This is a genomic window from Arthrobacter sp. KBS0703 (assembly GCF_002008315.2).
Classification (GTDB): Bacteria; Actinomycetota; Actinomycetes; order Actinomycetales; family Micrococcaceae; genus Arthrobacter.
The window spans coordinates 3,067,777-3,089,406 of the sequence record NZ_MVDG02000001.1; the positions used below are offsets into that span (position 1 = coordinate 3,067,777).

The following is a 21,630-nucleotide window of genomic DNA, read 5'->3' on the forward strand; positions in this document are numbered from 1 at the left end:
TCAGGCGTCGAGTTTGGTGAGCGGCGCGTAGCGCAGCAACAGCCGCTTCTCGCCGACGTCGAACTTCACCTTCGCCACGGTCTTGTCCCCCGCTCCCTCGACCGCCAGCACCGTTCCGTTGCCGAAGCTGGTGTGGTTGACTTTGTCCCCCACGCTGACCGCGACGACTTCCTTTTGCGGCTGGACGCGGTTCTTTGCGACGGCGGCCGGAACATCCGCGTTGAAGCCTGCCGAGGAATCGGCCTTGGCACTGCGCGCCGTACCTGCCCCCCAGAACGATCCGCCGTACCGGTTCGAGCCGATCGGGGCGCCGCTCCCCCAGCCGCCTGCCTGCCGGCTGGTGCCCTCGCGCTTCCATTCGACGAGCTCGGACGGGATTTCTTCGAGGAACTGGCTGGCCGGGTTGTACTGGCTCTGGCCCCACATGCTCCGGACTTCGGAGCGGGTGACATACAGCCGCTTCCGGGCGCGGGTGAGGCCCACGTAGGCGAGGCGGCGTTCCTCGGCCAGCTCCTTGGGGTCCGTGGCGGAGCGCTGGTGCGGGAAGAGCCCGTGTTCCATGCCGGTCAGGAACACCACGGGAAATTCGAGGCCCTTGGCCGTGTGCAGCGTCATGAGCGTGACCACGCCCAGCCGCTTGGCCTCTGCCACCGCGGCGTCGATGTCGGCTCCCGGCGCATCCGGAATCTGGTCGGCATCCGCGACGAGCGATACCTGCTCCAGGAAGGCGCCAAGGGAACCCTCCGGATTCTCCTGTTCGTATTCCCGCACCACTGCCACGAGTTCGGCGAGGTTCTCCACCCGGGACTCGTCCTGCGGATCCGTGCTGGAACGCAGCCCGGCGAGGTATCCGGTCTGTTCCAGCACGGCTTCGAGCGCCGCGGCGGCGCCGGAACCGGCTGCCACTTCGGCGAGGTCGTCCAGGAGCTTGACGAAGCCGAGCACGGCGTTGACCGAACGGGTGGCCATGCCGGGAGCCTGGTCGGCGCGGCGGGCGGCGGCCATGAACGAGCTCCGTTCCCGCTCGGCGAGCGCTGCAACGGCGCCCTCGGCACGGTCGCCGATCCCGCGTTTGGGTTCGTTGAGGACCCGGCGGAGGTTGACGTCGTCGTCGGGGTTGACCAGGACACGGAGGTACGCGAGGGCGTCCTTGATTTCCTTGCGCTCGTAGAACCTGGTGCCGCCCACCACCTTGTAGGGCAGGCCCACGCGCACCAGGACGTCCTCGATGGACCGCGACTGGGCGTTGGTGCGGTAGAAGATGGCGACGTCCCCGGGGCGGAGGTTGTCCTCGTCCTGCAGCCGGTCAATCTCCTTGGCGATGAACTGGGCTTCGTCGTGTTCGTTTTCACCCACGTAGCCGATGATCTTGTGGCCCTCGCCCTCCGCCGTCCACAGGCGCTTCTCCGGCCGGTTCGGATTGCGGGAGATGACGGAGTTGGCGGCGCTCAGGATGTTCTGGGTGGAGCGGTAGTTCTGTTCCAGCTTGATGGTGCGGGCGTCGGGGTAGTCCTTCTCGAACTCCACGATGTTGCGGATGTCGGCCCCGCGGAAGGCGTAGATGGACTGATCGGAATCGCCCACGACAGTGAGCTCGGCCGCTCCCGGCCCCTCGCCCACGATTTCCCGGACCAGCGCGTACTGGGCGTGGTTGGTGTCCTGGTATTCGTCCACCAGCACGTGCCGGAAGCGCCGGCGGTACGATTCGGCGAGCGCCGGGAACGCCCTGAACATGTAGACGGTCTCGGCGATGAGGTCGTCGAAGTCCATGGCGTTTGCCTGGCGGAGACGCTGGGTGTAGCCCTTGAAGACGTCGGCCACGGCCTGTTCGAAGGGGTCGTTGTGGTTGGCGGAGGAGGCGTAGGAATCGGCGTCGATCAGCTCGTTCTTCAGCGCGGAGATCTTGTGCTGGATGGCCTTGGGCGCGAACTTCTTGGGGTCCAGGTCCAGGTTCTTGGACACCTGTGTGACAAGCCGCAGGGAGTCCGCGGAGTCATAGATGGAGAAATTGGACTTGAGCCCCACGGTGGCGGCTTCCTGCCGGAGGATGCGCACGCAGGACGAGTGGAAGGTGGAAATCCACATGATCTTGGCCCGGCCGCCCACGAGGGCTTCGATGCGCTCCCGCATTTCGGCGGCGGCCTTGTTGGTGAACGTGATGGCCAGGATCTCGCCATGGTGGGCGCGCCGGGTGGCGATCAGATAGGCAATCCGGTTGCTGAGCACGCGGGTCTTGCCTGAGCCGGCGCCGGCCACGATCAGCAGCGCGCTGCCGGCGTGTTTGACGGCCTCTTCCTGTTCAGGGTTCAGCCCCTCCAGCAGGGCGGCAGCGTCCGGCAGCTGCGGCCGGGGAGACCAGTCACCAGGCTGGCCGCCACCGGTGGGGCCGCCGGCCGGACCCGTTGAGGAACCCGCAGCGCGGTCCCCCCGGCCGGGTCCGCCGCCGCCGAATTCGACGGGCGCCTGCCCGGATTCCGGGCGCGACTTGGTGAGGGCGGCGGCGCGGGAGCCTGCCTTGAACGGACCGTCAGCGTACGGGTCAAACAACATATCCATGGTGACTACAAGTCTAGGCGGTGGGGCTGACACTGCAGTCCGTCCTGTGGATAAGGCCCGATGGTGCCCCCGGAAGCCCCGCAGCGAGCTAGTCCACAGACCCTGACTCAAGGGCCGCACGGAGCTGGTGTACCGCCGTCGCGCCTCCTGCCATGAACCACTCCAGCCCGTTGACGTAAACGCTTCCGGTGGCGCCGCCGGCGGCGAGCACAATCGCCTTCCCCGGCAGCCAGTCCCACTCCGGGCAGCTGTGCTGGAACCAGCAGCCGAGCTCACCGTCCGCCACGCGCCCGAGGTCGCACGAGCCGGACCCGAACATGCGCAGCGTGGCAGCCGAGCTGGCGGCGGCATGCCAGGGCATGGCGCACATCGGATCCGCCAGCCAGCGCGGGTGGATGTAGGTGGCGGCACCGATCTGGGAAAGATCGTCGGCGCTGCGGTTTGCCCCGTCAGGCGCGAACGTGGTGACGGGATCGCCGTTGAGCGTGGCGGCGCGGCCCGTGCCGCCGAGCCACAGCTTGTCTTCCTCGGGCTGGAAGATGGCGCCCAGGATGACGTCGGATTCGTCTTTGAGGGCAATCGCGGAGCACCAGTAGGTGGAGCCGTGGAGGAAGTTGTAGGTTCCGTCCACCGGATCGATGACCCACGTCCGCCCGCTGCTGCCGTGGACGGCGGCGCCTTCCTCGCCGAGGACGCCGTCGTCCGGCCTGCAGCGGCGCAGCTGTTCCAGCACGTACGCCTCGGCCGCGTGGTCGGCGGCCGTGACGACGTCGGAGACGGAGGTTTTGCGCTGGGCGTCGAGCCCGCCCTGCCGCATCATCAGCGCCAGCATTCCCGCCTCGCGGACCAGGGCGGAAGCCAATTCAAAGTCGTCGAGCTCGGGGCTCAGGTTGGCGGCGCTGTGTTTACCCAATTTGTGTCTTCCCAGTTCGGTCACGGTCCCCAGCCTATCGGCGCGGCCGCCCTCAGTGCGATGCGGTTCCGGTCTTTCCTGCCGGGCGATAATGGACGCATGGCCAAGACACCCGCACAGCGGATCAAAAAGCACGGCGCAAAGGCCGCTGTCCCCCAGCACTACCTGCCTCCGGTGATCAACCCCACCACGGCCCGCACGCCGGAAAAAGCCCAGAACAACGGCAGCCTCATTGTCATAGCCGGCGTCGTGGCCAGCCTGTTCCTGTTCTGGTACGTCCACCTGCTCACGCTGAACCAGCTCACCCAGCTTTCGGGCGGCCTGCCCATGCCCGATTCCCTCATCGGCGGCTTCGACGCCGGCTATGTGGAGCAGCTTCGCCGGGCCATGGACGGCGACGCGCGCGGCCAGCTCAACTTCATCCACAAGACGGCCGGCACCCTGTTCCCGCTGATCTTCGGTTTCACCTGGCTGCTGCTGATCGGCACGAACGTGGCGAAGAAGGCCCTCCGCTGGGCGCTGTGGTGCGTGCCGCTTCTGTTCGTGGTGGTCCGCCTCTGGGCCAATGTGGCCGTTGACTCCGTGGTGGCTGCCGTCGACCTCGATCCCGGCCAGGTGGCCCTGGCCTCCGGCCTCACGGTTGCCGGCTGGGTGCTGCTGGTGCTGAGCCTGGTGATCGGCGGCGTGTCCGTCTTCCTGGGGCGCCGGGCGCGGAAGCAGCCGCCGCCGGCCTAGGCCGAGTGTCGCCGGCACAGGCACCGCTTAGCCCGGGCTGCCAGATGTGTATAAGAGACAGCGCCACCCGGAGGGCCCTGCGCGCCACCCGTTCCTGCCGGACGCGCTGGGCGATGACCAGGCCCGCGGCAGCCAGGCCGATGGTGATGGGGTATCCCATGAACCGTTCCAGGGTGCCGGGTTCGGGGACGTCCAGTCCGGTGACGCCCGCCGTGACGAGCGCCGCCGCGGACACTCCGCCCGCGCCCAGGATGAGCCATCCCAGCGGGGTCTGGCGCAGCCACACTGCGCCCAAGAGGAGAAGCGCGAAGGCTCCTGCGATGAAGTACGTGACCGCCCCGGCGTAGTGCCAGCCCGAGCCCACATCCTCCGGGACCAGCCCCACGGTGACCGTTCCGGCACCGGCAGCCCCGCTCAGGATCCGCGCGGCAACCGCCGCCAGCCACGGCACGTCACCGCGAGGGGTGACCGCAACCCGCACTCCCGGCCTGGCCGCGATCCGCAACAGCGCCGAACTCAGCAGCAGGGCGCCCAGCAGCATCCCCAGGCCCTGCACCACGAACGAGGCGTTCATGAGTGCGTGCAGGGGCGAGCAGATGTTGCGCCCGTCATGAATACCGCAGCTGACGGCGCCCAGATCGCTGATGAGGCCGGTCCGCCGGCTGTACCGCTCAGGGCCGGCCCAGGCCCCGATGACGGCCGCCTCCGCCACGAAATACTGGACCACACTTAGGACCGCCCACGCACCGATGTACTGCCGGGTCGAGGCGGTGTCAGGCAGGAACGTGCCCCGGACGGACGGTGCTTGAGCTGCGGCGGCCATGCCAAGAGCGTAGTACGCGCCGTCACCTTGTATGCTTGTAATCGTGTTCGAACGGGCCGGCTAATACCGGCGGCGCCGGACGCCCGCCCTCGTAGCTCAGTGGATAGAGCACGGCTCTCCTAAAGCCGGTGTCGTTGGTTCGATTCCAATCGAGGGCACTTGAATGCGCAGCACAGCTCCGGTCTCCGCGGCTATTTGCTGGGCCCGGGCAGTGCGGGCCGCTGGTCCGTGCAGCGGACCATGCTGGACCGTGCGGCCGGCACCCGCGGAACCTTTGCCGGCGTCGTCACCTTTTCGGAAACGGACGACGACGGCGCGCTGCGCTTCCACGAAGAAGGCACGGTGCGCTGGCCTGCTGCGGAGGGCGGAACCTTCACCGGTCCCGCGACACGCGACTACCTGCTCCGGCCCACCGACTCCCCGGACGCCATGGACATGGTGTTTCCCGACGGCCGGCCGTTCCACCGGATGAGCTTCTCCGCGGCGGCCAGCCAGGACCGGCACTGGTGTGATCCCGACACCTACCGCGTCACATATTCGCTCACCGGCCCGGACGAATTCAGCTACGCCTGGGACGTCTCCGGGCCCCGCAAGGATCTGCTGCTGGAATCCGTGCTGCTGCGGCTTCCCGCGGCAGTTTTCCCGGAAGAGCAGCCGGCCACGCAGCAGCCGGGCAGGGAGCAGACGGGCCCCGAACAGCTAGGCTCAAACCCGTGAATCCGCGCATCATCGTCTCCGCCGTCTGCGTCTATGACCCGGCCGGCCGGCTCCTGACCGTCCGCAAACGCGGAACGGACAAGTTCATGCACCCCGGCGGCAAGCCGGAACCGGGCGAAACCGCGGTGCAGGCGGCCGCCCGGGAACTCGAGGAGGAAGTGGGGATCGTCGTGGATCCGCGCGAGCTGACGCTCATGGGCGTGTGGCTGGCCGATGCCGCCAACGAGGCCGCCACCGAAATCGAGGCAACGGTCTTCACGGCACCGGGGACGTGGGTTGCGCACCCCTCGGCCGAGATCGCCGAAATCCGCTGGCTGGACCTGGCCGCCGATCTGCCCGCCGACCTCGCCCCGCTGCTCACGGACCACATCCTTCCTGCCCTGGCAGCGCTAGGCGATTAGAGCTCCGGGACGGCTTCCTCGGCCACCGCGGTCGCCTCGGCAAACTGCGTCCGGTAGAGCTCGGCATAGCGTCCGTCGGCGGCAAGAAGCTCAGTGTGCGTGCCGCGCTCCACGATCGAGCCGTCCTCCACCACCAGGATCACGTCCGCGGCGCGGATCGTGGACAGCCGGTGGGCAATCACGACGGCGGTGCGCCCCTCGAGCGCTGCGCTGAGCGCCGCCTGGACGGCGGCTTCGTTCGTGGAATCCAGCGCCGCCGTGGCCTCGTCGAGAATGACCACGCGCGGCTGGGCGATGAGCAGCCGGGCGATGGTGAGCCGCTGGCGTTCGCCGCCGGACAGCCGGTAGCCCCGCTCCCCCACCACGGTGTCCAGGCCGTCGGGCAGCGAACGGATCATGTATTCGAGCCGGGCCTGCCGGAGCACGTCCCACATGTCCTCCTCGGTGGCGTCGGGACGGGCCAGCCGAAGGTTGGAGGCGATCGATTCGTGGAACAGGTGACCGTCCTGGGTGACCATGCCCAGCGTCGCCCGCATGGAATCAAAGGTCAGGTCGCGGACGTCCAGGCCCCCCGAACCGATGCCATCGAATGCCGGGCCGCCGAGGCGCACGGCGCCGGAGTCGACGTCGTACAGCCTTGAGAGCAACTGGGCGATGGTGGATTTGCCCGCACCGGACGAGCCCACGAGGGCCACGGTCTGGCCCGGCTCCACGCGGAAGCTGATGCCGTGCAGCACCTCCTCGCCGCCGCGGGTGTCCAGCGTGGCCACTTCCTCCAGCGAGGCGAGGGAGACCTTGTCCGCGGACGGGTAGGCGAACCTGACGTCGTCGAACTCCACGGCGACGGGGCCCGGCGGGACCTCCACGGCATCGGGCTTTTCCTGGATGAGCGGCTGGAGGTCAAGGATCTCAAACACGCGCTCGAAGCTGACCAGGGCGCTCATGATCTCCACCCGGGCGTTGGAGAGCGCGGTGAGCGGTGCGTAGAGGCGGGTGAGCAGCAGGGCCAGCACCACGACGTCGCCGGGCGCGAGCTGGCCTGCGATGGCCAGCCAGCCGCCCAGGCCGTAGACGAGGGCCAGGGCCAGCGCCGAAACCAGCGTCAGCGCCGTCACGAAGGTGAACTGCAGCATCGCCGTCCGGACGCCGATGTCCCGGACGCGTCCGGCCCGGACGGCGAACTCGCGGGACTCCTCGTCCGGGCGGCCGAAGAGCTTCACCAGGGTGGCGCCCGGCGCGGAAAAGCGCTCGGTCATCTGGGTGCCCATGGCGGCGTTGTGCTCGGCGGCCTCGCGGCGCAGGTCGGCCAGCCGGGAGCCCATCCTGCGTGCGGGAATGAGGAAGATCGGCAGCAGGATCATGGCCAGCACGGTGACCAGCCAGGATGTGTTGAGCATGACCACGAGCGTCAGCACGAGGGCCACGACGTTGCTGACCACCCCGGACAGCGTGCCGGCAAACGCCGACTGCGCGCCGATGACGTCATTGTTGAGCCGGCTGACCAGCGCACCTGTGCGGGTCCGGGTGAAGAATGCAATCGGCATTTTCTGCACGTGGTCGAAGACCCGGGTGCGGAGATCCACAATGACGCCTTCGCCGATGGTGGAGGACAGCCACCGGCTCACCATGCCGATCGCGGCCTCCGCTACGGCCACGCCGGCGATGAGCGCGGCGAGGCGGATCACTTCGCCCGAACCCGAACGGGCCACGATGGCGTTCACCACCTGGCCGGCCAGCACCGGCGTTGCCACTGCCAGGAAGGCCATCGCAATGGAGACCGCCACGAAGGCAATCAGTCGCCCGCGGTGCGGCCGCGCGAAGCCGAGGACGCGCTTCAGAGTCTCCTTGGAGAACGGCTTGGAGCCGCTCTTGGCGCTGGTGAGGTTGTAAAGCGAGCGCCAGGCCACGCCATCCATGCTCATAGTTTGTGCTCCATCTTGCCTGTCATAAGTTCGGTCACCATGCCGTTGTCCACGTTCCAGCGCACATCGAGCCGGACGTTTTCCAGCAGCCGGCGGTCGTGGGTCACCAGCAGCAGGGCGCCCTCATAGCTTTCCAGCGCGTCCTCCAGCTGTTCGATCGCCGGCAGATCCAGGTGGTTGGTGGGTTCGTCAAGCACCAGGAGGTTGACGCCGCGGGCCTGCAGGAGGGCAAGGGCGGCGCGGGTGCGCTCGCCCGGCGACAGCGAGTCCACAGTGCGGGCGGTGTGATCCGCTTTGAGTCCGAACTTGGCCAGCAGGGTGCGGACCTCCGCCGGTGTCTGATCGGCCAGCACGGCCTCCACCGCATCCCCGAGTTTCAGGTGGCCGGCAAGGAGCCCCCGGGCCTGGTCGATTTCGCCGACGGCCACGGACGCTCCCCGGGACGCATCACCGGAGTCCGGTTCCTGTACTCCCAGCAGCAGCCGCAGCAACGTCGACTTGCCGGCCCCGTTGGGCCCGGTGATGCCGATCCGCTCGCCGGCGTTGAGCTGCAGGTTCACCGGCCCGAGGGTGAAGCTCCCCTGCCGCACGACGGCGTCGCGGAGGGTCGCCACCACGGAGCTCGACCGCGGAGCCTGGCCGATGCTGAACTGCAGCTGCCATTCCTTGCGGGGTTCCTCCACGACATCCAGGCGGGCAATGCGGGATTCCATCTGCCGCACCTTCTGCGCCTGCTTTTCCGACGATTCGGAGCTGGCGGCGCGGCGGATCTTGTCGTTGTCCGGGTTTTTCTTCATCGCGTTCCGGACGCCCTGGGAGCTCCATTCACGCTGGGTCCTCGCCCGGGACACCAGGTCCGCCTTGGTGGCCGCGAATTCGTCATAGCGTTCGCGGGCGTGCCGGCGGGCGACGGCGCGCTCCTCCAGGAAGGCCTCGTAGCCGCCGTCGTACACTGCCACGGAATTCTGGGCGAGGTCCAGTTCCACGATGGTGGTCACGCAGCGGGCCAGGAATTCGCGGTCGTGCGAGACGAGCACGGCGCCGCCGCGGAGCCCCTGGACGAAGGCTTCGAGCCTGGCCAGCCCGTCCAGGTCAAGGTCGTTGGTGGGTTCATCCAGCAGCACGATGTCGAACCGGCTCAGCAGCAGGGCCGCCAGTGCAACGCGCGCCGCCTGGCCGCCGGAGAGCCCCGTCATTTCAGCATCAGGACCGACGTCCATGCCCAGATCGGCCAGGACGGGCGGTATGCGTTCGTCCAGGTCCGCGGCGCCTGAGGCCATCCAGCGGTCAAACGCAAGGGAATAGGCGTCGTCGGCTCCGGGCGCGCCCGCGCCAAGGGCCTCGGCCGTGGCTTCCATCTCGTGGGTTGCCTGGGCGGAGCCGGTGCGCCGGGCGATGTACCCGGCGATGGTCTCGCCGGGTATCCGCTCGTGCTCCTGCGGAAGCCAGCCCACGAAGGCGTCGGCCGGGGCCAGGCTGACACTGCCCTGCTGCGGCTGGTCCACGCCGGCCAACAGCCGGAGCAGCGTGGACTTGCCGGCACCGTTGGCGCCGACCACGCCGACAACGTCCCCGGGGGCCACCGTCAGGGACAGCTTCGAGAAGAGGGTGCGGTGATCATGACCGCCTGAAAGTTCTTTGGCAACAAGGGTTGCAGTCATTAGTCCATCCTCTCACCGCTGCCCGTATTGGCCCGAAAATTCCGGCGGGCATGAAAGAACCCGCTGGTCCGGACTTGGGGGGTGTACGGACCAACGGGTTCGACCATCTAGCATAGTTGATGCCGAGGGCTACGTAAAATCGACGTCGGCCGCCGCCAACACAGTGTCACCTATTCGTTCAGTAGAGAGCGTTCCATGCCACTCCCCGCCAAGGCGTTCCAGCGATGGCTGCACGGCATTGCGCCGGACACCAGCATCGCGGATGTTTGCAGGTTGTCGGGGGTCAAGCGCACCACCCTGGCGCAGCAACTGGTCCGGGGCAAGGTGGCCGAGTCGACCGTTGTCAGCATCAGCCGGGCGTTCAACGTAAACCCCGTCACGTCCTTGGCCTACTTTGAGACGTATCGCGACCTCGCCGGTTCCCAGATCCCGCCGTCGCCGCGGGAGCTGGTCAGTCAGATCGCCACGGTGGACCTCCTGCGCGCGATGATCGCGCGCTCCGGCAACGAGCCGGCTCCGGAGGCCTCCGGGGCACGGCAGGCCGGGCTGCTGGCTCTCGGTCCCGCCGCGCACGCCACGTCCGTGAAGAACTGGGTGGACGCAATCGACGACGGCGAGCTCCGCCACCGCGTCTCCGCCGCCACGGGCATCGCCCCGCAGAACTACTCGGCCCAGCTGACCGCAAACCGGATGGCACCCGAGGTGGCCATCGCCACCTCCCGCGCTGCCGGCGTGGGACTCACCGGAGGCCTCGTGGCCACCGGCCTCGTCACAGAAGCCGAAGCAGGCTGGGAACCGGGGTCCCGGCAGGCAGCCCTCGATATGCTGTCGGACGGCGACCTGACAGTTTTGGCGGGAGACCGCCTCCAGGCCCTCGGGAAAACCCTGCGGCGCCAGGAACACGACCATCAACAAACCGAAAAGATCTGGGAGAACCTGGGATGATTGAGATCCTGCAGTGGAGCACCCTGATCGTCTGCGGAGCTGCGGCGCTGTCCCGGGTCCCGAATCTGGTGCGCAAGACGAACAGATCGCTGTTTTACATTCTTGCGCTGATGACCCTTGCCATCCTCCTGAGTATCCAGGGGCCTTATCTGGTCATTGACGGCCTGCTGGGGGGCACGAACCTGGCCAATCTGCTCCTGCGGTTCATCATCTTCGGGGCGATCTATTTCCTGGGCATCCGGATCGCGAACGGCTTCGGAGACCAGCGCGGCCTCCAGCTCGTTCGGGGTCATGCCGGCTCTGCAATCCTGGCGCTGATTTCAGTGACCCTGCTGGTCCTGTTCGCGTTCATGGATACCCAGGGATCATCAGCAGGGATGATGGGCGTCTACGACAAGGATGACCGGAACAGGGTCCTCGTTGAGTACTACGGGGCAGCCGGCAGGGCCTACCCGGCATATGTCTGCCTTGCCCTCCTGCCTGCCATGATTCGCGCGGTGCGCAGCACCCTGCCGGCCCTGCTCCGGATCAGCGCACTCCTGCTGGCCGTCGGCGGGATAGCCGTCAACCTCAGCATGTTCTTCCAGCTGATTCCGCCTGCGCTGGGCTTCCTAACGTTCATCATCAACTACACCGCCATCCTGTGCTTTGTGTTCGGCTTGGCGCTGATCTGGGTGGCCAAGCTCCGGGCGGGCAGAAAGACCCGGGACGGTACGGTGCGGGCCGCCGCCCGCCGCTAAGATCAAGCCAATCATCCGTTCCGCAGAGAGCGTCCCATGCCACTCCCCGCCAAAGCCTTCCAACGCTGGCTGCACGGCATTGCGCCGGACACCAGCATCGCGGATGTTTGCAGGTTGTCGGGGGTCAAGCGCACCACCCTGGCGCAGCAACTGGTCCGGGGCAAGGTGGCCGAGTCGACCGTTGTCAGCATCAGCCGGGCGTTCAACGTAAACCCCGTCACGTCCTTGGCCTACTTTGAGACGTATCGCGACCTCGCCGGTTCCCAGATCCCGCCGTCGCCGCGGGAGCTGGTCAGTCAGATCGCCACGGTGGACCTCCTGCGCGCGATGATCGCGCGCTCCGGCAACGAGCCGGCTCCGGAGGCCTCCGGGGCACGGCAGGCCGGGCTGCTGGCTCTCGGTCCCGCCGCGCACGCCACGTCCGTGAAGAACTGGGTGGACGCAATCGACGACGGCGAGCTCCGCCACCGCGTCTCCGCCGCCACGGGCATCGCCCCGCAGAACTACTCGGCCCAGCTGACCGCAAACCGGATGGCACCCGAGGTGGCCATCGCCACCTCCCGCGCTGCCGGCGTCGGACTCACCGGGGGCCTCGTGGCCACCGGCCTCGTCACGGAAGCCGAAGCGGGCTGGGGACCGGGGTCCCGGCAGGCAGCCCTCGACATGCTGACGGACGGCGACCTGGCCGTACTGGCCGGAGATCGCCTGCAGGCGATGGGAAAGACGCTGCGGCGCCAGGAACAGGACCAGGAACAAACCGAACTGATCCTGGAGAACCTCGGATGAAAGAGATCCTGCAGTGGACCACCCTGGCCGTCTGCGCGGCCGCCACGCTCGCCCGGATTCCCAGCGCCCTGCGCGGCACCAACCGGTCCTTGTTCTTCATATTCCTCCTTGCCACCGCGGCCGGTGTCCTCAGCCTGGACGTGTTCTACTTCCCTATCGACGGGGCCCTGGGCGGCGTCAACGTAGCCAGCCTCTTGTTGCGGCTCATCGTTTTCGCCGCGATTTACCTGGTGGCTTTCCGCGTCAGCAGGGCATTTGGCGCCACAGGCGCTGACGCGCTGATTTCCGGGCGCCTCGGGCTCTGCGTGCTCGGACTGTTTTCCGCGGCCCTGGCAACACTGTTCCTGCTGATGGACGTTTCAGCGTCATCCCCGGGCATGGCGGAGGCCGGCGGCAGGAGTCCGCGGAATGCGGCCCTGCTGCCCTATTACTGGGCGACAGCCCGCGGTTATCCCACCTACGTTTCGCTCGCCCTTCTGCCGTCACTGGTCCGCACGCTCCGGAGCGGGCTGCCGCCGCTCGTCCGCGCGGGCGCGGGCCTCATGGCAGCGGGCGCCGTGGCCACGATTGCCGGATTCCTGCTGGAGTTTGCGGCTCCCGCCTTCGCCCTGGAGCGCGTGGGGGTCAACAACGGCGCCGTGCTGTTTTTCATATCGGGGCTCGTAATGGTCTGGCTCGCCCGGGTCCGGGCCAAGGATCTGGGCGGACTCGGAACGTCATCTACTGAAGGGTAGGGGCCCTGGGATTCACAAAATCATTAGACCGTGAGAGAATCATGAATGTGTGAAAGCAGCTGCTGCCTGGCCCACCGGCCGTGGCGCCTGCCGGATCACACATTGGGGGGATGAGTGGTGGCGGCCGTTGGGGACCGCCCCCACTCAGCCTGTTTAACAGCCCTGTCGCGCCCCCGTAAGATGGCGAAATAAAAGGTCTTTCCAAATGCGTTGCAGGGAGTAGTCTCGCGGAGTATTCGGCTCCAGCCGCCGCGACAAAGCATCTGCACCTGAAGAAGCAACTGCACCCGAAGAAAAAGGTCCCCGCCATGAACCGCGTCCACTCCCGCCGCACCGCAATCGCAGCCACCCTCGCCGGCCTGGCGCTCGCCCTGTCGGCCTGCGGCGGTTCACAGGCGCCGGCCGCCAGCAGCTCGGATACGTCGCTGAGCGATGTGAAGTCCAAGGGTGAGCTCGTGATCGCCACCGAGGGCACGTACAAGCCGTTCAGCTTCCACGCGGAGGGTGCCGGCGGGCTCACCGGCTTCGACGTTGAGATCGCCAAGGCCGTCGCGGACAAGATCGGCGTGAAGGCCACCTTCCAGGAGACCCAGTTCGACGGCATCTTCGCCGGCCTCGACGCCAAGCGCTTCGACACCATCGCGAACCAGATCTCCATCAACGCCGAGCGCAAAGCCAAGTACGATTTCTCCGCACCGTACACGGTCTCCAACGGCGTGGTGGTGACCAAGGCTGACAACAGCTCCATCACCAGTTTCGAGGGCCTCAAGGGCAAGACCACCGCCCAGTCGCTCACCAGCAACTTCTACAAGCTGGCCGTGGATGCCGGCGCGAACGTCCAGGCCGTGGAGGGCTGGGCCCAGGCTGTGGCGCTGCTCCGTCAAGGCCGGGTAGACGCCGTGGTCAACGACAAACTCACCTACCTCGACTACGCCAAGACCAATCCGGACGCCGGCCTGAAGATTGCCGCCGAGACCAAGGACAAGTCGGAAAGCGCGTTCGTCTTCCGGAAGGGATCCACGGAGCTCACCGCCGCCGTGGACAAGGCCATGACCGACCTCCGCGCCGACGGCACGCTGGCCAAGATCTCGGAGACGTACTTCGGCACGGACGTCACCAAGTAGATGCCGTTCAACTGGGACCTCGTCTGGAGCTCCTTCGGCCCCATCGTCACGGGGGCCGTCACCGGGACCATTCCCCTGACCCTGGCCTCGTTCGCGCTGGGCCTGGCCCTGGCCCTGCTCGTGGCGCTCATGCGGCTGAGCCGGAACGCCCTCGTGTCCGGGGCTGCGAGGTTCTACGTCTCGGTGATCCGCGGCACGCCGCTCCTGGTGCAGCTCTTCGTGATCTTCTACGGCCTGCCGAGCCTGGGGGTGAAGCTGGACCCGTGGCCGAGTGCCATCATCGCGTTCTCCCTGAACGTCGGCGGCTACGCCGCCGAAGTAATCCGGGCCGCCATCCTGTCCGTGCCCAAGGGCCAGTGGGAAGCCGGGCACACCATCGGGATGTCCAGCGGACAGGCCCTGCGGCGGATCATCCTGCCGCAGGCCGCCAGGGTCTCCGTGCCGCCGCTGTCCAACACCTTCATCTCCCTGGTCAAGGACACCTCGCTTGCCTCGCTCATCCTGGTGACGGAGCTCTTCCGCAACGCCCAGCAGATCGCGGCCTTCAGCCAGGAGTTCATGGCGCTGTACCTGGAGGCCGCGCTGGTGTACTGGGTCATCTGCCTCGTGCTGTCCACCGGGCAATCCGCCCTCGAAAAGAGATTGGACCGCTATGTCGCCCACTAGCCAGCCCGGGGACACGCCGGCCAGCGGCACCGCCCCGAAGGCCAAGCCGGTGTTGTCCGTCCGCAATCTGGCCAAGGCCTTCGGCAGCAACGTGGTCCTCCGGGACATCGACCTTGACGTGCGCCGCGGGAACGTGGTGGCCCTGATCGGGCCGTCCGGTTCCGGAAAGACCACCGTGCTCCGCTCGCTGAACGGGCTGGAAACGCCGGACGCCGGGACGGTCACCTTCGCGGACACGTCCACCGGCACGGACCTGGCGCTGGATTTCTCCGCCAAGGTGTCCAAGAAGGACGTCTCGGACCTCAGGGACCGCAGCGCCATGGTGTTCCAGCACTACAATCTGTTTCCCCACATGACCGTCCTGCAGAACGTCATCGAGGGCCCCGTGCAGGTGCAGAAGCGCAAGCGCGCCGACGCCGTCGCTGACGCGGAGAAGCTGCTGGCCCGGGTGGGATTGTCGGACAAGCGCGACGCCTACCCGTTCGAGCTGTCCGGCGGCCAGCAGCAGCGCGTCGGCATCGTGCGCGCCCTCGCCCTGAAGCCGCAGCTCCTGCTGTTCGACGAACCTACCTCGGCCCTGGACCCGGAGCTGGTGGGCGAGGTGCTGGGCGTCATCCAGGAACTCGCCGAGGAAGGCTGGACCATGGTGATCGTCACCCACGAGCTCGCCTTCGCCCGCCAGGTGGCCGACGAAGTCATCTTCATGGACGGCGGCTTGGTGGTGGAGCGCGGACCCGCAGCCGAAGTGCTGCGGGCGCCGCGCCAGGAGCGCACCAGGCAGTTCGTCCGGCGCTTGCTGCACGAATTCTGACCGCTACTTCCGGCCGAGTCCGGGCAGAGCCTTCCGGCCGCGCGCTTAGCGTGCGAACCGTAGCGTAACCAGCTGGAACGGGCGCAGCGTGAGTTCCGCCGAGTCCTGGCCGGCCACAACGCCGGGCGCGTCGACCGGCCGCTCGAGCACATCCACCGCCCGCACTCCGGCCGCGGGGAAGTTCGCGGTGAGCCGCCCGGCGGAGCGTTCGCCGAGCGATTCGTACAGGCGCACAATCACGTCACCGGACCCGTCCTCGGCCAGCTTCACGGCTTCGATCACCAGGGCTCTGTTGTCCACCGAGAAGAGCGGCTCAACGGGGTGCCCGCCCTTGACGGTCCGCGGCGCAAGGTTGGCACGGTAACCCTCCTCAACGGCATCGGCGATGCCGGCGCCCGGGCGGATCCATACGTCCAGCACATGCCGGCCGCGGTCGGCCTCGGGGTCCGGGAACTTCGCCGCGCGCAGCAGGGAGAGCCGGACGGTTGTGGTGGTGCCGCCGTCGTCCCTGATGTTCCGGGCGACATCGTGACCGTAGGTGGAGGAATTGGCGATGGCCACACCGTAGCCGGGCTCGGCCACGTGGATCCAGCGGTGCGCGCAGATCTCGAACTTCGCAGCCTCCCACGAGGTGTTGACGTGGGTGGGCCGGAAGACGTGGCCGAATTGCGTCTCCGAGGCTGAGCGGTCCGCCCGGAGGTCCAGCGGGAAGCCCAGCTTGAGCAGCTTCTCACGCTCCTGCCAGTCCACCTCCATGGAGATCCCCAGGGCGGCGCTGCCGGCGGCGAGCGTGATGCGCTGCGTGATCCGGGAGGCACCGAAGAGCCGCTCCACCACGACGACGGCGTCCGTGCCGGGCTGCTCCAGCCGCACCGAGGCGGCGTCGGTCAGGGAGGTGACGTTGCGCCGGTAGAACTCGTCGATGTCCCAGGCGTCCCATTCGTTGGGCGTGTCGCGGTGCAGTTCCAGGTGGTTTCCGAACTGTCCCGGGGCGATGGCCTCGCGGCCCCTGGCGTGGTCCCGCAGCGAGATCAGCAGTCCGTTGTCATCCAGCACGGCGCGGATGATGCCGTTGTCCAGCACGAAGCCGCCGTCCTGCGAGGCAACCCGGACGGATTGGACGGGCCGGACGGCCGGCGCGGCCGCGAGCGCGGGAACGCCAGATGTGTATAAGAGACAGGCGTTGAGCAGGAACTCGTCGCTGCCCTCGCCGAGGGCGGCCGCGGCTGCCTGGCCGATGACCGCTTCGAGGCCCTTGGCCACGGCGGCGTAATTCCGTTCGGCATCCTGGTGCACCCAGGCGATGGCGCTGCCGGGCAGGATGTCATGGAACTGCTGCAGGAGCACCAGCCGCCACAGCCGCTTCAGTTCGGCCGCCGGGTAGGCGAACCGGCCGCCTGAGCGGACGGCCGCAGTGGCACACCACAGTTCGGCCTCCCGCAGCAGGTGCTCGCTGCGCCGGTTGCCCTGCTTGGTGCGGGCCTGGCTGGTGTACGTGCCGCGGTGCAGTTCCAGGTACATCTCCCCCACCCAGACGGGCAGGGAGGTGTACTCGGCCTGGGCCTGCTCAAAGAAGCTGCCGGCGCTCCCGAGCCGGACCTTGGGCGAGCCCTCCAGATCGGCCGTCCGGTGGGCGGCGGCTAGCATTTCGCGGGTGGGTCCGCCGCCGCCGTCGCCGTAGCCGAAGGGGACGAGGGAGATGGTGCCGTGCCCGTGGTCGCGGTAGTTGCGCTCGGCGTGGGCGAGCTCCCTGCCGCTCAGCTCGGAGTTGTAGGTGTCAACGGGCGGGAAATGGGTGAACAGCCGCGTGCCGTCGATCCCCTCCCAGTTGAAGGTGTGGTGCGGCATCCGGTTGATCTGGTTCCAGGAGATCTTCTGGGTGAGGAACCACTCGCTGCCGGCGGCCTTGACGATCTGCGGCAGGGCGGCGGAGTAGCCGAAGGAATCCGGCAGCCAGGCTTCCCTGCATTCGACGCCGAACTCGTCAAGGAAGAAGCTCTTGCCTTCGAGGAACTGCCGGGCCATGGCCTCCCCGCCGGGCATGTTGGTGTCCGATTCCACCCACATGCCGCCCACGGGGACGAACTGGCCGGAGCTGACCTTCTCGCGGATGCGCGCGAACAGTTCCGGGTAGAACTCCTTGATCCAGGCCAGCTGCTGGGCCGAGGAACAGGAGAACACGAAGTCGGGATCCTCATCCATGAGGGCAACCACGTTCGAAAAGGTCCGGGCGCATTTCCGGATGGTCTCCCGGACGGGCCACAGCCAGGCGGAATCTATGTGCGCATGGCCGGTGGCGAGCAGCTGGTGGGCCGAGGCATAGGCGGGCCTCGCCAGCACCTCGGCCAGGGCTGCCCGGCCGGCCGCGGCCGTGCCCGCGACGTCGTCCGGGTCCATGACGTCCATCATCCGTTCCAGGGCGCGGAGAATCTCATGGCGCCGCGGCAGCTCCGTGGGCAGCTCGTGTCTCTTATACACATCTAGATGTGTATAAGAGACAGCTGCTGGAGTTCCCACACGGCCCGGTTCAGCTCGGCAACGGCAATGCTGCCCAGGCGGTACTGCGGCTGGGTCCCCGCCGTTGCTTTGTCCCCGTAGGGGGTTGCGGCGAAGCTCCAGCCCTGGGCGACGTCGGGGTTGGCTGCCGCTTCCACATAGAAGTCCACTGCCATGCCGCTGCCCAGGAGCTTCAGCGGAATGTGCTGGTTGCGCGGGGATATGGCCTTGATGATGCTGCCGTCCGGCCGCCAGGCAATCCCCTCGCACTGGAATCCGGGGATCTCCGTGGTGAACCCCAGGTCCACCACGATCTCCACCTCGGTGTCCGGCGCAATACCCCAGGAATCCGGCACCTCGCCCTGGAGCCGAAGCCATTTGGTGCCCCACGGACGGCCCCAGGGGGCGCCGTGTTCCTGGGGCCCGAACTCCTGCCGCAGCGCCTCCATCACGGGGACCGGTTCGTCCGGGACGTCCCAGCTGGTGAGGCTGAGCGGTGTGCTTCGCGTGTAGATCGCTGGAGTGATCCGCTCGCGGAGAAAGCGGTCGAGACGGACTTCCGTGATCCGGCGGTCGTCGTGCAATGTGTTCCTCTTTAATGCTTGAAGCTGGAGCGCGCAGTGCTGGCTTACGTTGCGGGCATGGGCGTCGCGGTCAGCTGGAATCCGGGCAGGCAAACTGCCTTGGAAAGCGGATCAACGTGTCCATTCGATGGATAAAATCTACTGCGTCTCGGTGCAATAGCCAAGGGTCCCGGGCCGCTACCGGGGCATTGGCGCGGGCATGGCGATGCGCCCGGAACCCGCGTAAACGTTCAGGCTGGTCCCCCGGCTGAAGCCCGCCAGGGTGATGCCGGTGGACTCGGCGAGCTCAACGGCCAGGCTGGACGGGGCACTCACGGCGGCAAGCACGGGAATCCCCGCGAGCGCCGCTTTTTGCACGAGTTCGAAGGACGCCCGACCGGACACCTGGAGCACCGTTCCGCTGAGCGGCAGCCGCCGCTCCCGCAGGGCCCAGCCCACCACCTTGTCCACCGCGTTGTGCCGGCCCACGTCCTCCCGCAGGCACAGAAGCCGGGCACCGCCGTCGTCGTCAATGCTGAACAGGCCGGCGGCGTGCACTCCGCCGGTGGCTTCGAAGACGGTCTGGGCCTCACGGAGCAGGTCCGGCAGGGAGGCGAGCGTCCCGAGGGGCACCGTCAGTGTGTCCTCTGCCGGGGTGAAATGCGAGGACTTCCGGACGGCGTCGATCGAGTCCGTGCCGCAGATGCCGCAGGAACTGGACGTGTACACATGCCGCCCCGTGTCCGGCAGCGCGACGTCCGGCCGGAGCTGTGCTTCCACTACGTTGAATGTCTGGACGCCGTCTTCGTCCTCCCCCGCGCAGAACCTCAGCGAGATCAGCTGGTCCGGGTCCCAGATGACTCCCTCGGATACCAGGAAGCCCGCCACGAGATCGAAGTCGTCCCCGGGCGTGCGCATGGTTACGGAGAAGGACAGACCGCCCAGCCGGATCTCCAGGGGCTCCTCCACGGCCAGCACGTCTTCCCGGTGCCGTACGGGAAATTCACGTGCCGCCGGCGAGCCGTCCATGACGTAGCGGTGCACCTTGCGTCGTTGCGTCACGCGCCCCATCGGACCACCCCTGCTGTTTGGCTGTTCATGCGTCCATCATTGCAAGCGCGGCGGCCATACACCAACGTTCACGGGCTCAGTCCAGCAGCGCGCTCCAGTCCACGGGGCCGTCCTGCGCCGCCGGTTTGCCGGCGGACCTGCTCCCCGCTTTCCGTGCGGGCGCCTTGGGCTTGGGTTCAGCCGTCTTCGGTTCGGGGATGGCGGGTCCCCAGGGCAGGGCAAAGGCGGGGACCATTTCGCCCAGCTGCACACCGTGCGGCGGGACCACCATCACGCCGTCGGCGGAGGCCAAGCCCCGCATCATGCCCGGGCCCGTGTGCTGGGCAGGAGAGGCCATGCCGTACAGGAGCCGGAACGGCATGAGCCGGGTCCTTCCGGGGTCGGGGTCGATCATGGTTCCGCAGGGAACGTCCCGCACGGGCGGCATGGCCCCGTGACCCAGTGCGGCAAGTAGCGGTGCGCCCACCGTGGACAGGGCCATCATGGCCGCCAGCGGGTTGCCTGGCAGTCCCAGCACGAATCGGCCGTCCGGGAGCTCGGCAAGGACGGCCGGGTGTCCCGGCCGCATGGCCACGCCGTCGATCACCAGCCGTCCGCCAAGTTCCGCCACGGCACGCCTGAAATGGTCGGTCCCGGACCGTCCGGTGCCTCCGGTGGTGATCACGACGTCGGGTGGCAGGCCCGGTGCCGCGGCGTCACCCGGGACGGGTGCCCCGGTTCCGACGCCCCCGGTTCCGACGTCCTCGAGCGCTTCAAGCCACTCGCCGTAGCTGTCGCCGATCCGGACCTGCTCGGCGTAGAGCCCGCCCAGCATTTCCACCACCGAGGCCAGCTGCGGGCCAAAGGTGTCCCGCACCTGTCCCGGGACCGGCAGGCCGTGGTCCACCACCTCGGAGCCCGTCAGTACGAGCTTCACCACCGGCTTGCCGAGCACCACAACGTCGTCGTAACCCGCGAGGGCGGCCAGGGCCAGCTGTGCGGGATTCAGCGTGGTGCCGGCCTTGACCAGGACATCGCCTTCGGCGGCTTCCTCCCCGGCTTTGCGGACGTGCTGGCCGTTGCGGGGTTCGCCTGGCCGGGCCGTGCCGCCCAGAGCCAGCACGGGCAGGCCCTCGTCGTCTGTGGACATGACGCCGCTTTCGCTGCGGAGCACGGCCTTGGCGCCGGGGGGAATGAGCCCGCCTGTCACGATGACGCTTGCCTGGTGCGGAGCCAGCCGTTGACCCGGGTCGGCCAGGATCCACGGCCCTGTGCCGTTGACGGCCCATCCGTCCATCGCGGAGGACGCGTAGTGGGGTATGTCCTGCAGCGCGGTGACGTCGGCGGCCAAAGTCCGTCCCAAGGCCGAGCGCAGCGGAACTGGACCCGGTGGGATGGGGGAAGCACAGTCAAAGGCTGCCTGCCGGGCTTCTTCCCAGGTATGTGCCAGGTGCCTGGCGGGCTCGTCAGCCTCCGGGGCGGCGTCGGCGGAAGGCGGTTCGGGAGGGGCTGTCATTCCCCCGGTGTCCCGCTGGGAGCCGCAACGCCGGCTGTCCCGCCGGCTGCGGGCGGAACGGCGGTGCCCAGCGACTCGTCCGCCGCGTATGCCTGGGACAGGGTACGGGCCACATCCATGGCGGCCTTCATCGACGTGGAATCAGTGGCGCGGTCCGAACCTGACGCCAGGCCGGCAGCAAAGCCGGCAATGAAGGTGGTCAGCGGGGCGGCCGGCCGGACAACCGAATGCGCGGCAACCCCGGCGAGGGACAGGACCTCGTTGATGTCCACGTCAACGTCCTCCAGCTCGAAGGCACGAAGCAGCAGCCGGCACCACTCCTCAAGGGTTTCGTCCTGGCTTTTCATGCCTGCCTCCAAAACTCGACTGCCGCTGCGGCGCTGCGGAGGCGGATCATTGCCCCCGTGCAGCCACTCCTAGTGCGGCCGCATCGTCCCAGGTATCCACGTCATCCGTGGAGCCGGCAGGGAC

18 protein-coding genes, 1 tRNA gene and 1 pseudogene are annotated in these 21,630 nt (G+C 67.9%); 11 read left to right on the top strand and 9 right to left on the bottom strand.

Annotated features, from left to right (window positions below; translation table 11 throughout):
- A complete protein-coding gene (gene pcrA, locus B1A87_RS14245; RefSeq protein ID WP_144275822.1) occupies positions 1-2,556 on the bottom strand; it encodes a DNA helicase PcrA in 2,556 nt (851 codons plus the stop codon).
- Positions 2,557-2,644: 88 nt separating this feature from the next.
- Positions 2,645-3,493, bottom strand: coding sequence for an inositol monophosphatase family protein (locus B1A87_RS14250; protein ID WP_078028538.1), 849 nt, complete (start codon positions 3,491-3,493; stop codon positions 2,645-2,647).
- A 75-nt stretch (positions 3,494-3,568) separates the two neighbouring features.
- Here B1A87_RS14250 and B1A87_RS14255 point away from each other — a divergent pair, with 75 nt between their 5' ends.
- Positions 3,569-4,204 carry a hypothetical protein gene (locus B1A87_RS14255; RefSeq protein WP_078028537.1) on the top strand — a complete coding sequence of 212 codons (636 nt, stop codon included), beginning with the start codon at positions 3,569-3,571 and terminating at the stop codon, positions 4,202-4,204.
- On the opposite strand, the gene B1A87_RS14260 is transcribed toward B1A87_RS14255, so the two are convergent.
- Positions 4,104-5,027, bottom strand: a complete 924-nt coding sequence (locus B1A87_RS14260) for a DUF998 domain-containing protein (RefSeq protein ID WP_144275823.1) — start codon at positions 5,025-5,027, stop codon at positions 4,104-4,106. The genes B1A87_RS14255 and B1A87_RS14260 overlap by 101 nt on opposite strands.
- Before the next feature lie 85 nt (positions 5,028-5,112).
- On the opposite strand from B1A87_RS14260, the gene B1A87_RS14265 reads away from it, so the two are divergent.
- From B1A87_RS14265 to B1A87_RS14275, 3 genes are all read left to right on the top strand, one after another.
- Positions 5,113-5,185, top strand: a tRNA-Arg gene (locus B1A87_RS14265).
- Between the two features lies 1 nt (position 5,186).
- Positions 5,187-5,744 carry a DUF6314 family protein gene (locus B1A87_RS14270; protein ID WP_221937584.1) on the top strand — a complete coding sequence of 186 codons (558 nt, stop codon included), beginning with the start codon at positions 5,187-5,189 and terminating at the stop codon, positions 5,742-5,744.
- Positions 5,741-6,145, top strand: coding sequence for an NUDIX domain-containing protein (locus B1A87_RS14275; RefSeq protein WP_078028535.1), 405 nt, complete (start codon positions 5,741-5,743; stop codon positions 6,143-6,145). Before B1A87_RS14270 ends, B1A87_RS14275 begins: the two co-directional genes overlap by 4 nt.
- On the opposite strand, the gene B1A87_RS14280 is transcribed toward B1A87_RS14275, so the two are convergent.
- Together B1A87_RS14280 and B1A87_RS14285 are read right to left on the bottom strand one after the other, a co-directional pair.
- Positions 6,142-8,067, bottom strand: coding sequence for an ABC transporter ATP-binding protein (locus B1A87_RS14280; RefSeq protein ID WP_078028534.1), 1,926 nt, complete (start codon positions 8,065-8,067; stop codon positions 6,142-6,144). The genes B1A87_RS14275 and B1A87_RS14280 overlap by 4 nt on opposite strands.
- Positions 8,064-9,728 (bottom strand): ABC-F family ATP-binding cassette domain-containing protein, encoded by a 1,665-nt coding sequence (locus B1A87_RS14285; protein ID WP_078028533.1) that lies wholly within the window; start codon positions 9,726-9,728, stop codon positions 8,064-8,066. The genes B1A87_RS14280 and B1A87_RS14285 overlap by 4 nt, the downstream gene beginning before the upstream one ends.
- A gap of 195 nt (positions 9,729-9,923) precedes the next feature.
- Here B1A87_RS14285 and B1A87_RS14290 point away from each other — a divergent pair, with 195 nt between their 5' ends.
- The 7 genes from B1A87_RS14290 (at position 9,924) to B1A87_RS14320 (ending at position 15,534) form a co-directional block, all read left to right on the top strand.
- Positions 9,924-10,673, top strand: coding sequence for a hypothetical protein (locus B1A87_RS14290; RefSeq protein ID WP_144275824.1), 750 nt, complete (start codon positions 9,924-9,926; stop codon positions 10,671-10,673).
- Positions 10,670-11,413 (top strand): hypothetical protein, encoded by a 744-nt coding sequence (locus B1A87_RS14295; RefSeq protein ID WP_078028531.1) that lies wholly within the window; start codon positions 10,670-10,672, stop codon positions 11,411-11,413. Before B1A87_RS14290 ends, B1A87_RS14295 begins: the two co-directional genes overlap by 4 nt.
- A 36-nt stretch (positions 11,414-11,449) precedes the next feature.
- Complete coding sequence (locus B1A87_RS14300) at positions 11,450-12,199, top strand: hypothetical protein (RefSeq protein WP_144275825.1); 750 nt, start codon at positions 11,450-11,452, stop codon at positions 12,197-12,199.
- Positions 12,196-12,933 (top strand): hypothetical protein, encoded by a 738-nt coding sequence (locus tag B1A87_RS14305; RefSeq protein WP_078028529.1) that lies wholly within the window; start codon positions 12,196-12,198, stop codon positions 12,931-12,933. The genes B1A87_RS14300 and B1A87_RS14305 overlap by 4 nt, the downstream gene beginning before the upstream one ends.
- A gap of 308 nt (positions 12,934-13,241) precedes the next feature.
- The gene (locus B1A87_RS14310) at positions 13,242-14,057 is read left to right on the top strand and encodes an amino acid ABC transporter substrate-binding protein (RefSeq protein WP_078028528.1); all 816 of its coding nucleotides are present in this window, start codon (positions 13,242-13,244) and stop codon (positions 14,055-14,057) included.
- Positions 14,058-14,723: an amino acid ABC transporter permease gene (locus B1A87_RS14315; RefSeq protein ID WP_078028527.1), complete on the top strand. Its 666-nt coding sequence runs from the start codon at positions 14,058-14,060 to the stop codon at positions 14,721-14,723.
- Positions 14,710-15,534 (top strand): amino acid ABC transporter ATP-binding protein, encoded by an 825-nt coding sequence (locus tag B1A87_RS14320; RefSeq protein ID WP_078028526.1) that lies wholly within the window; start codon positions 14,710-14,712, stop codon positions 15,532-15,534. The genes B1A87_RS14315 and B1A87_RS14320 overlap by 14 nt, the downstream gene beginning before the upstream one ends.
- Positions 15,535-15,579: 45 nt before the next feature.
- Here B1A87_RS14320 and B1A87_RS14325 read toward each other — a convergent pair.
- From B1A87_RS14325 to B1A87_RS23310, 4 genes and pseudogenes are all read right to left on the bottom strand, one after another.
- A pseudogene (locus B1A87_RS14325) lies at positions 15,580-18,614 on the bottom strand (alpha-mannosidase).
- A gap of 177 nt (positions 18,615-18,791) precedes the next feature.
- The gene (gene fdhD, locus B1A87_RS14330) at positions 18,792-19,664 is read right to left on the bottom strand and encodes a formate dehydrogenase accessory sulfurtransferase FdhD (RefSeq protein ID WP_078028524.1); all 873 of its coding nucleotides are present in this window, start codon (positions 19,662-19,664) and stop codon (positions 18,792-18,794) included.
- Between the two features lie 76 nt (positions 19,665-19,740).
- A complete protein-coding gene (locus B1A87_RS14335) occupies positions 19,741-21,159 on the bottom strand; it encodes a molybdopterin molybdotransferase MoeA (protein ID WP_078028523.1) in 1,419 nt (472 codons plus the stop codon).
- A complete protein-coding gene (locus B1A87_RS23310) occupies positions 21,156-21,506 on the bottom strand; it encodes a DUF6457 domain-containing protein (protein ID WP_221937585.1) in 351 nt (116 codons plus the stop codon). Before B1A87_RS23310 ends, B1A87_RS14335 begins: the two co-directional genes overlap by 4 nt.
- Positions 21,507-21,630: the final 124 nt, after the last annotated feature.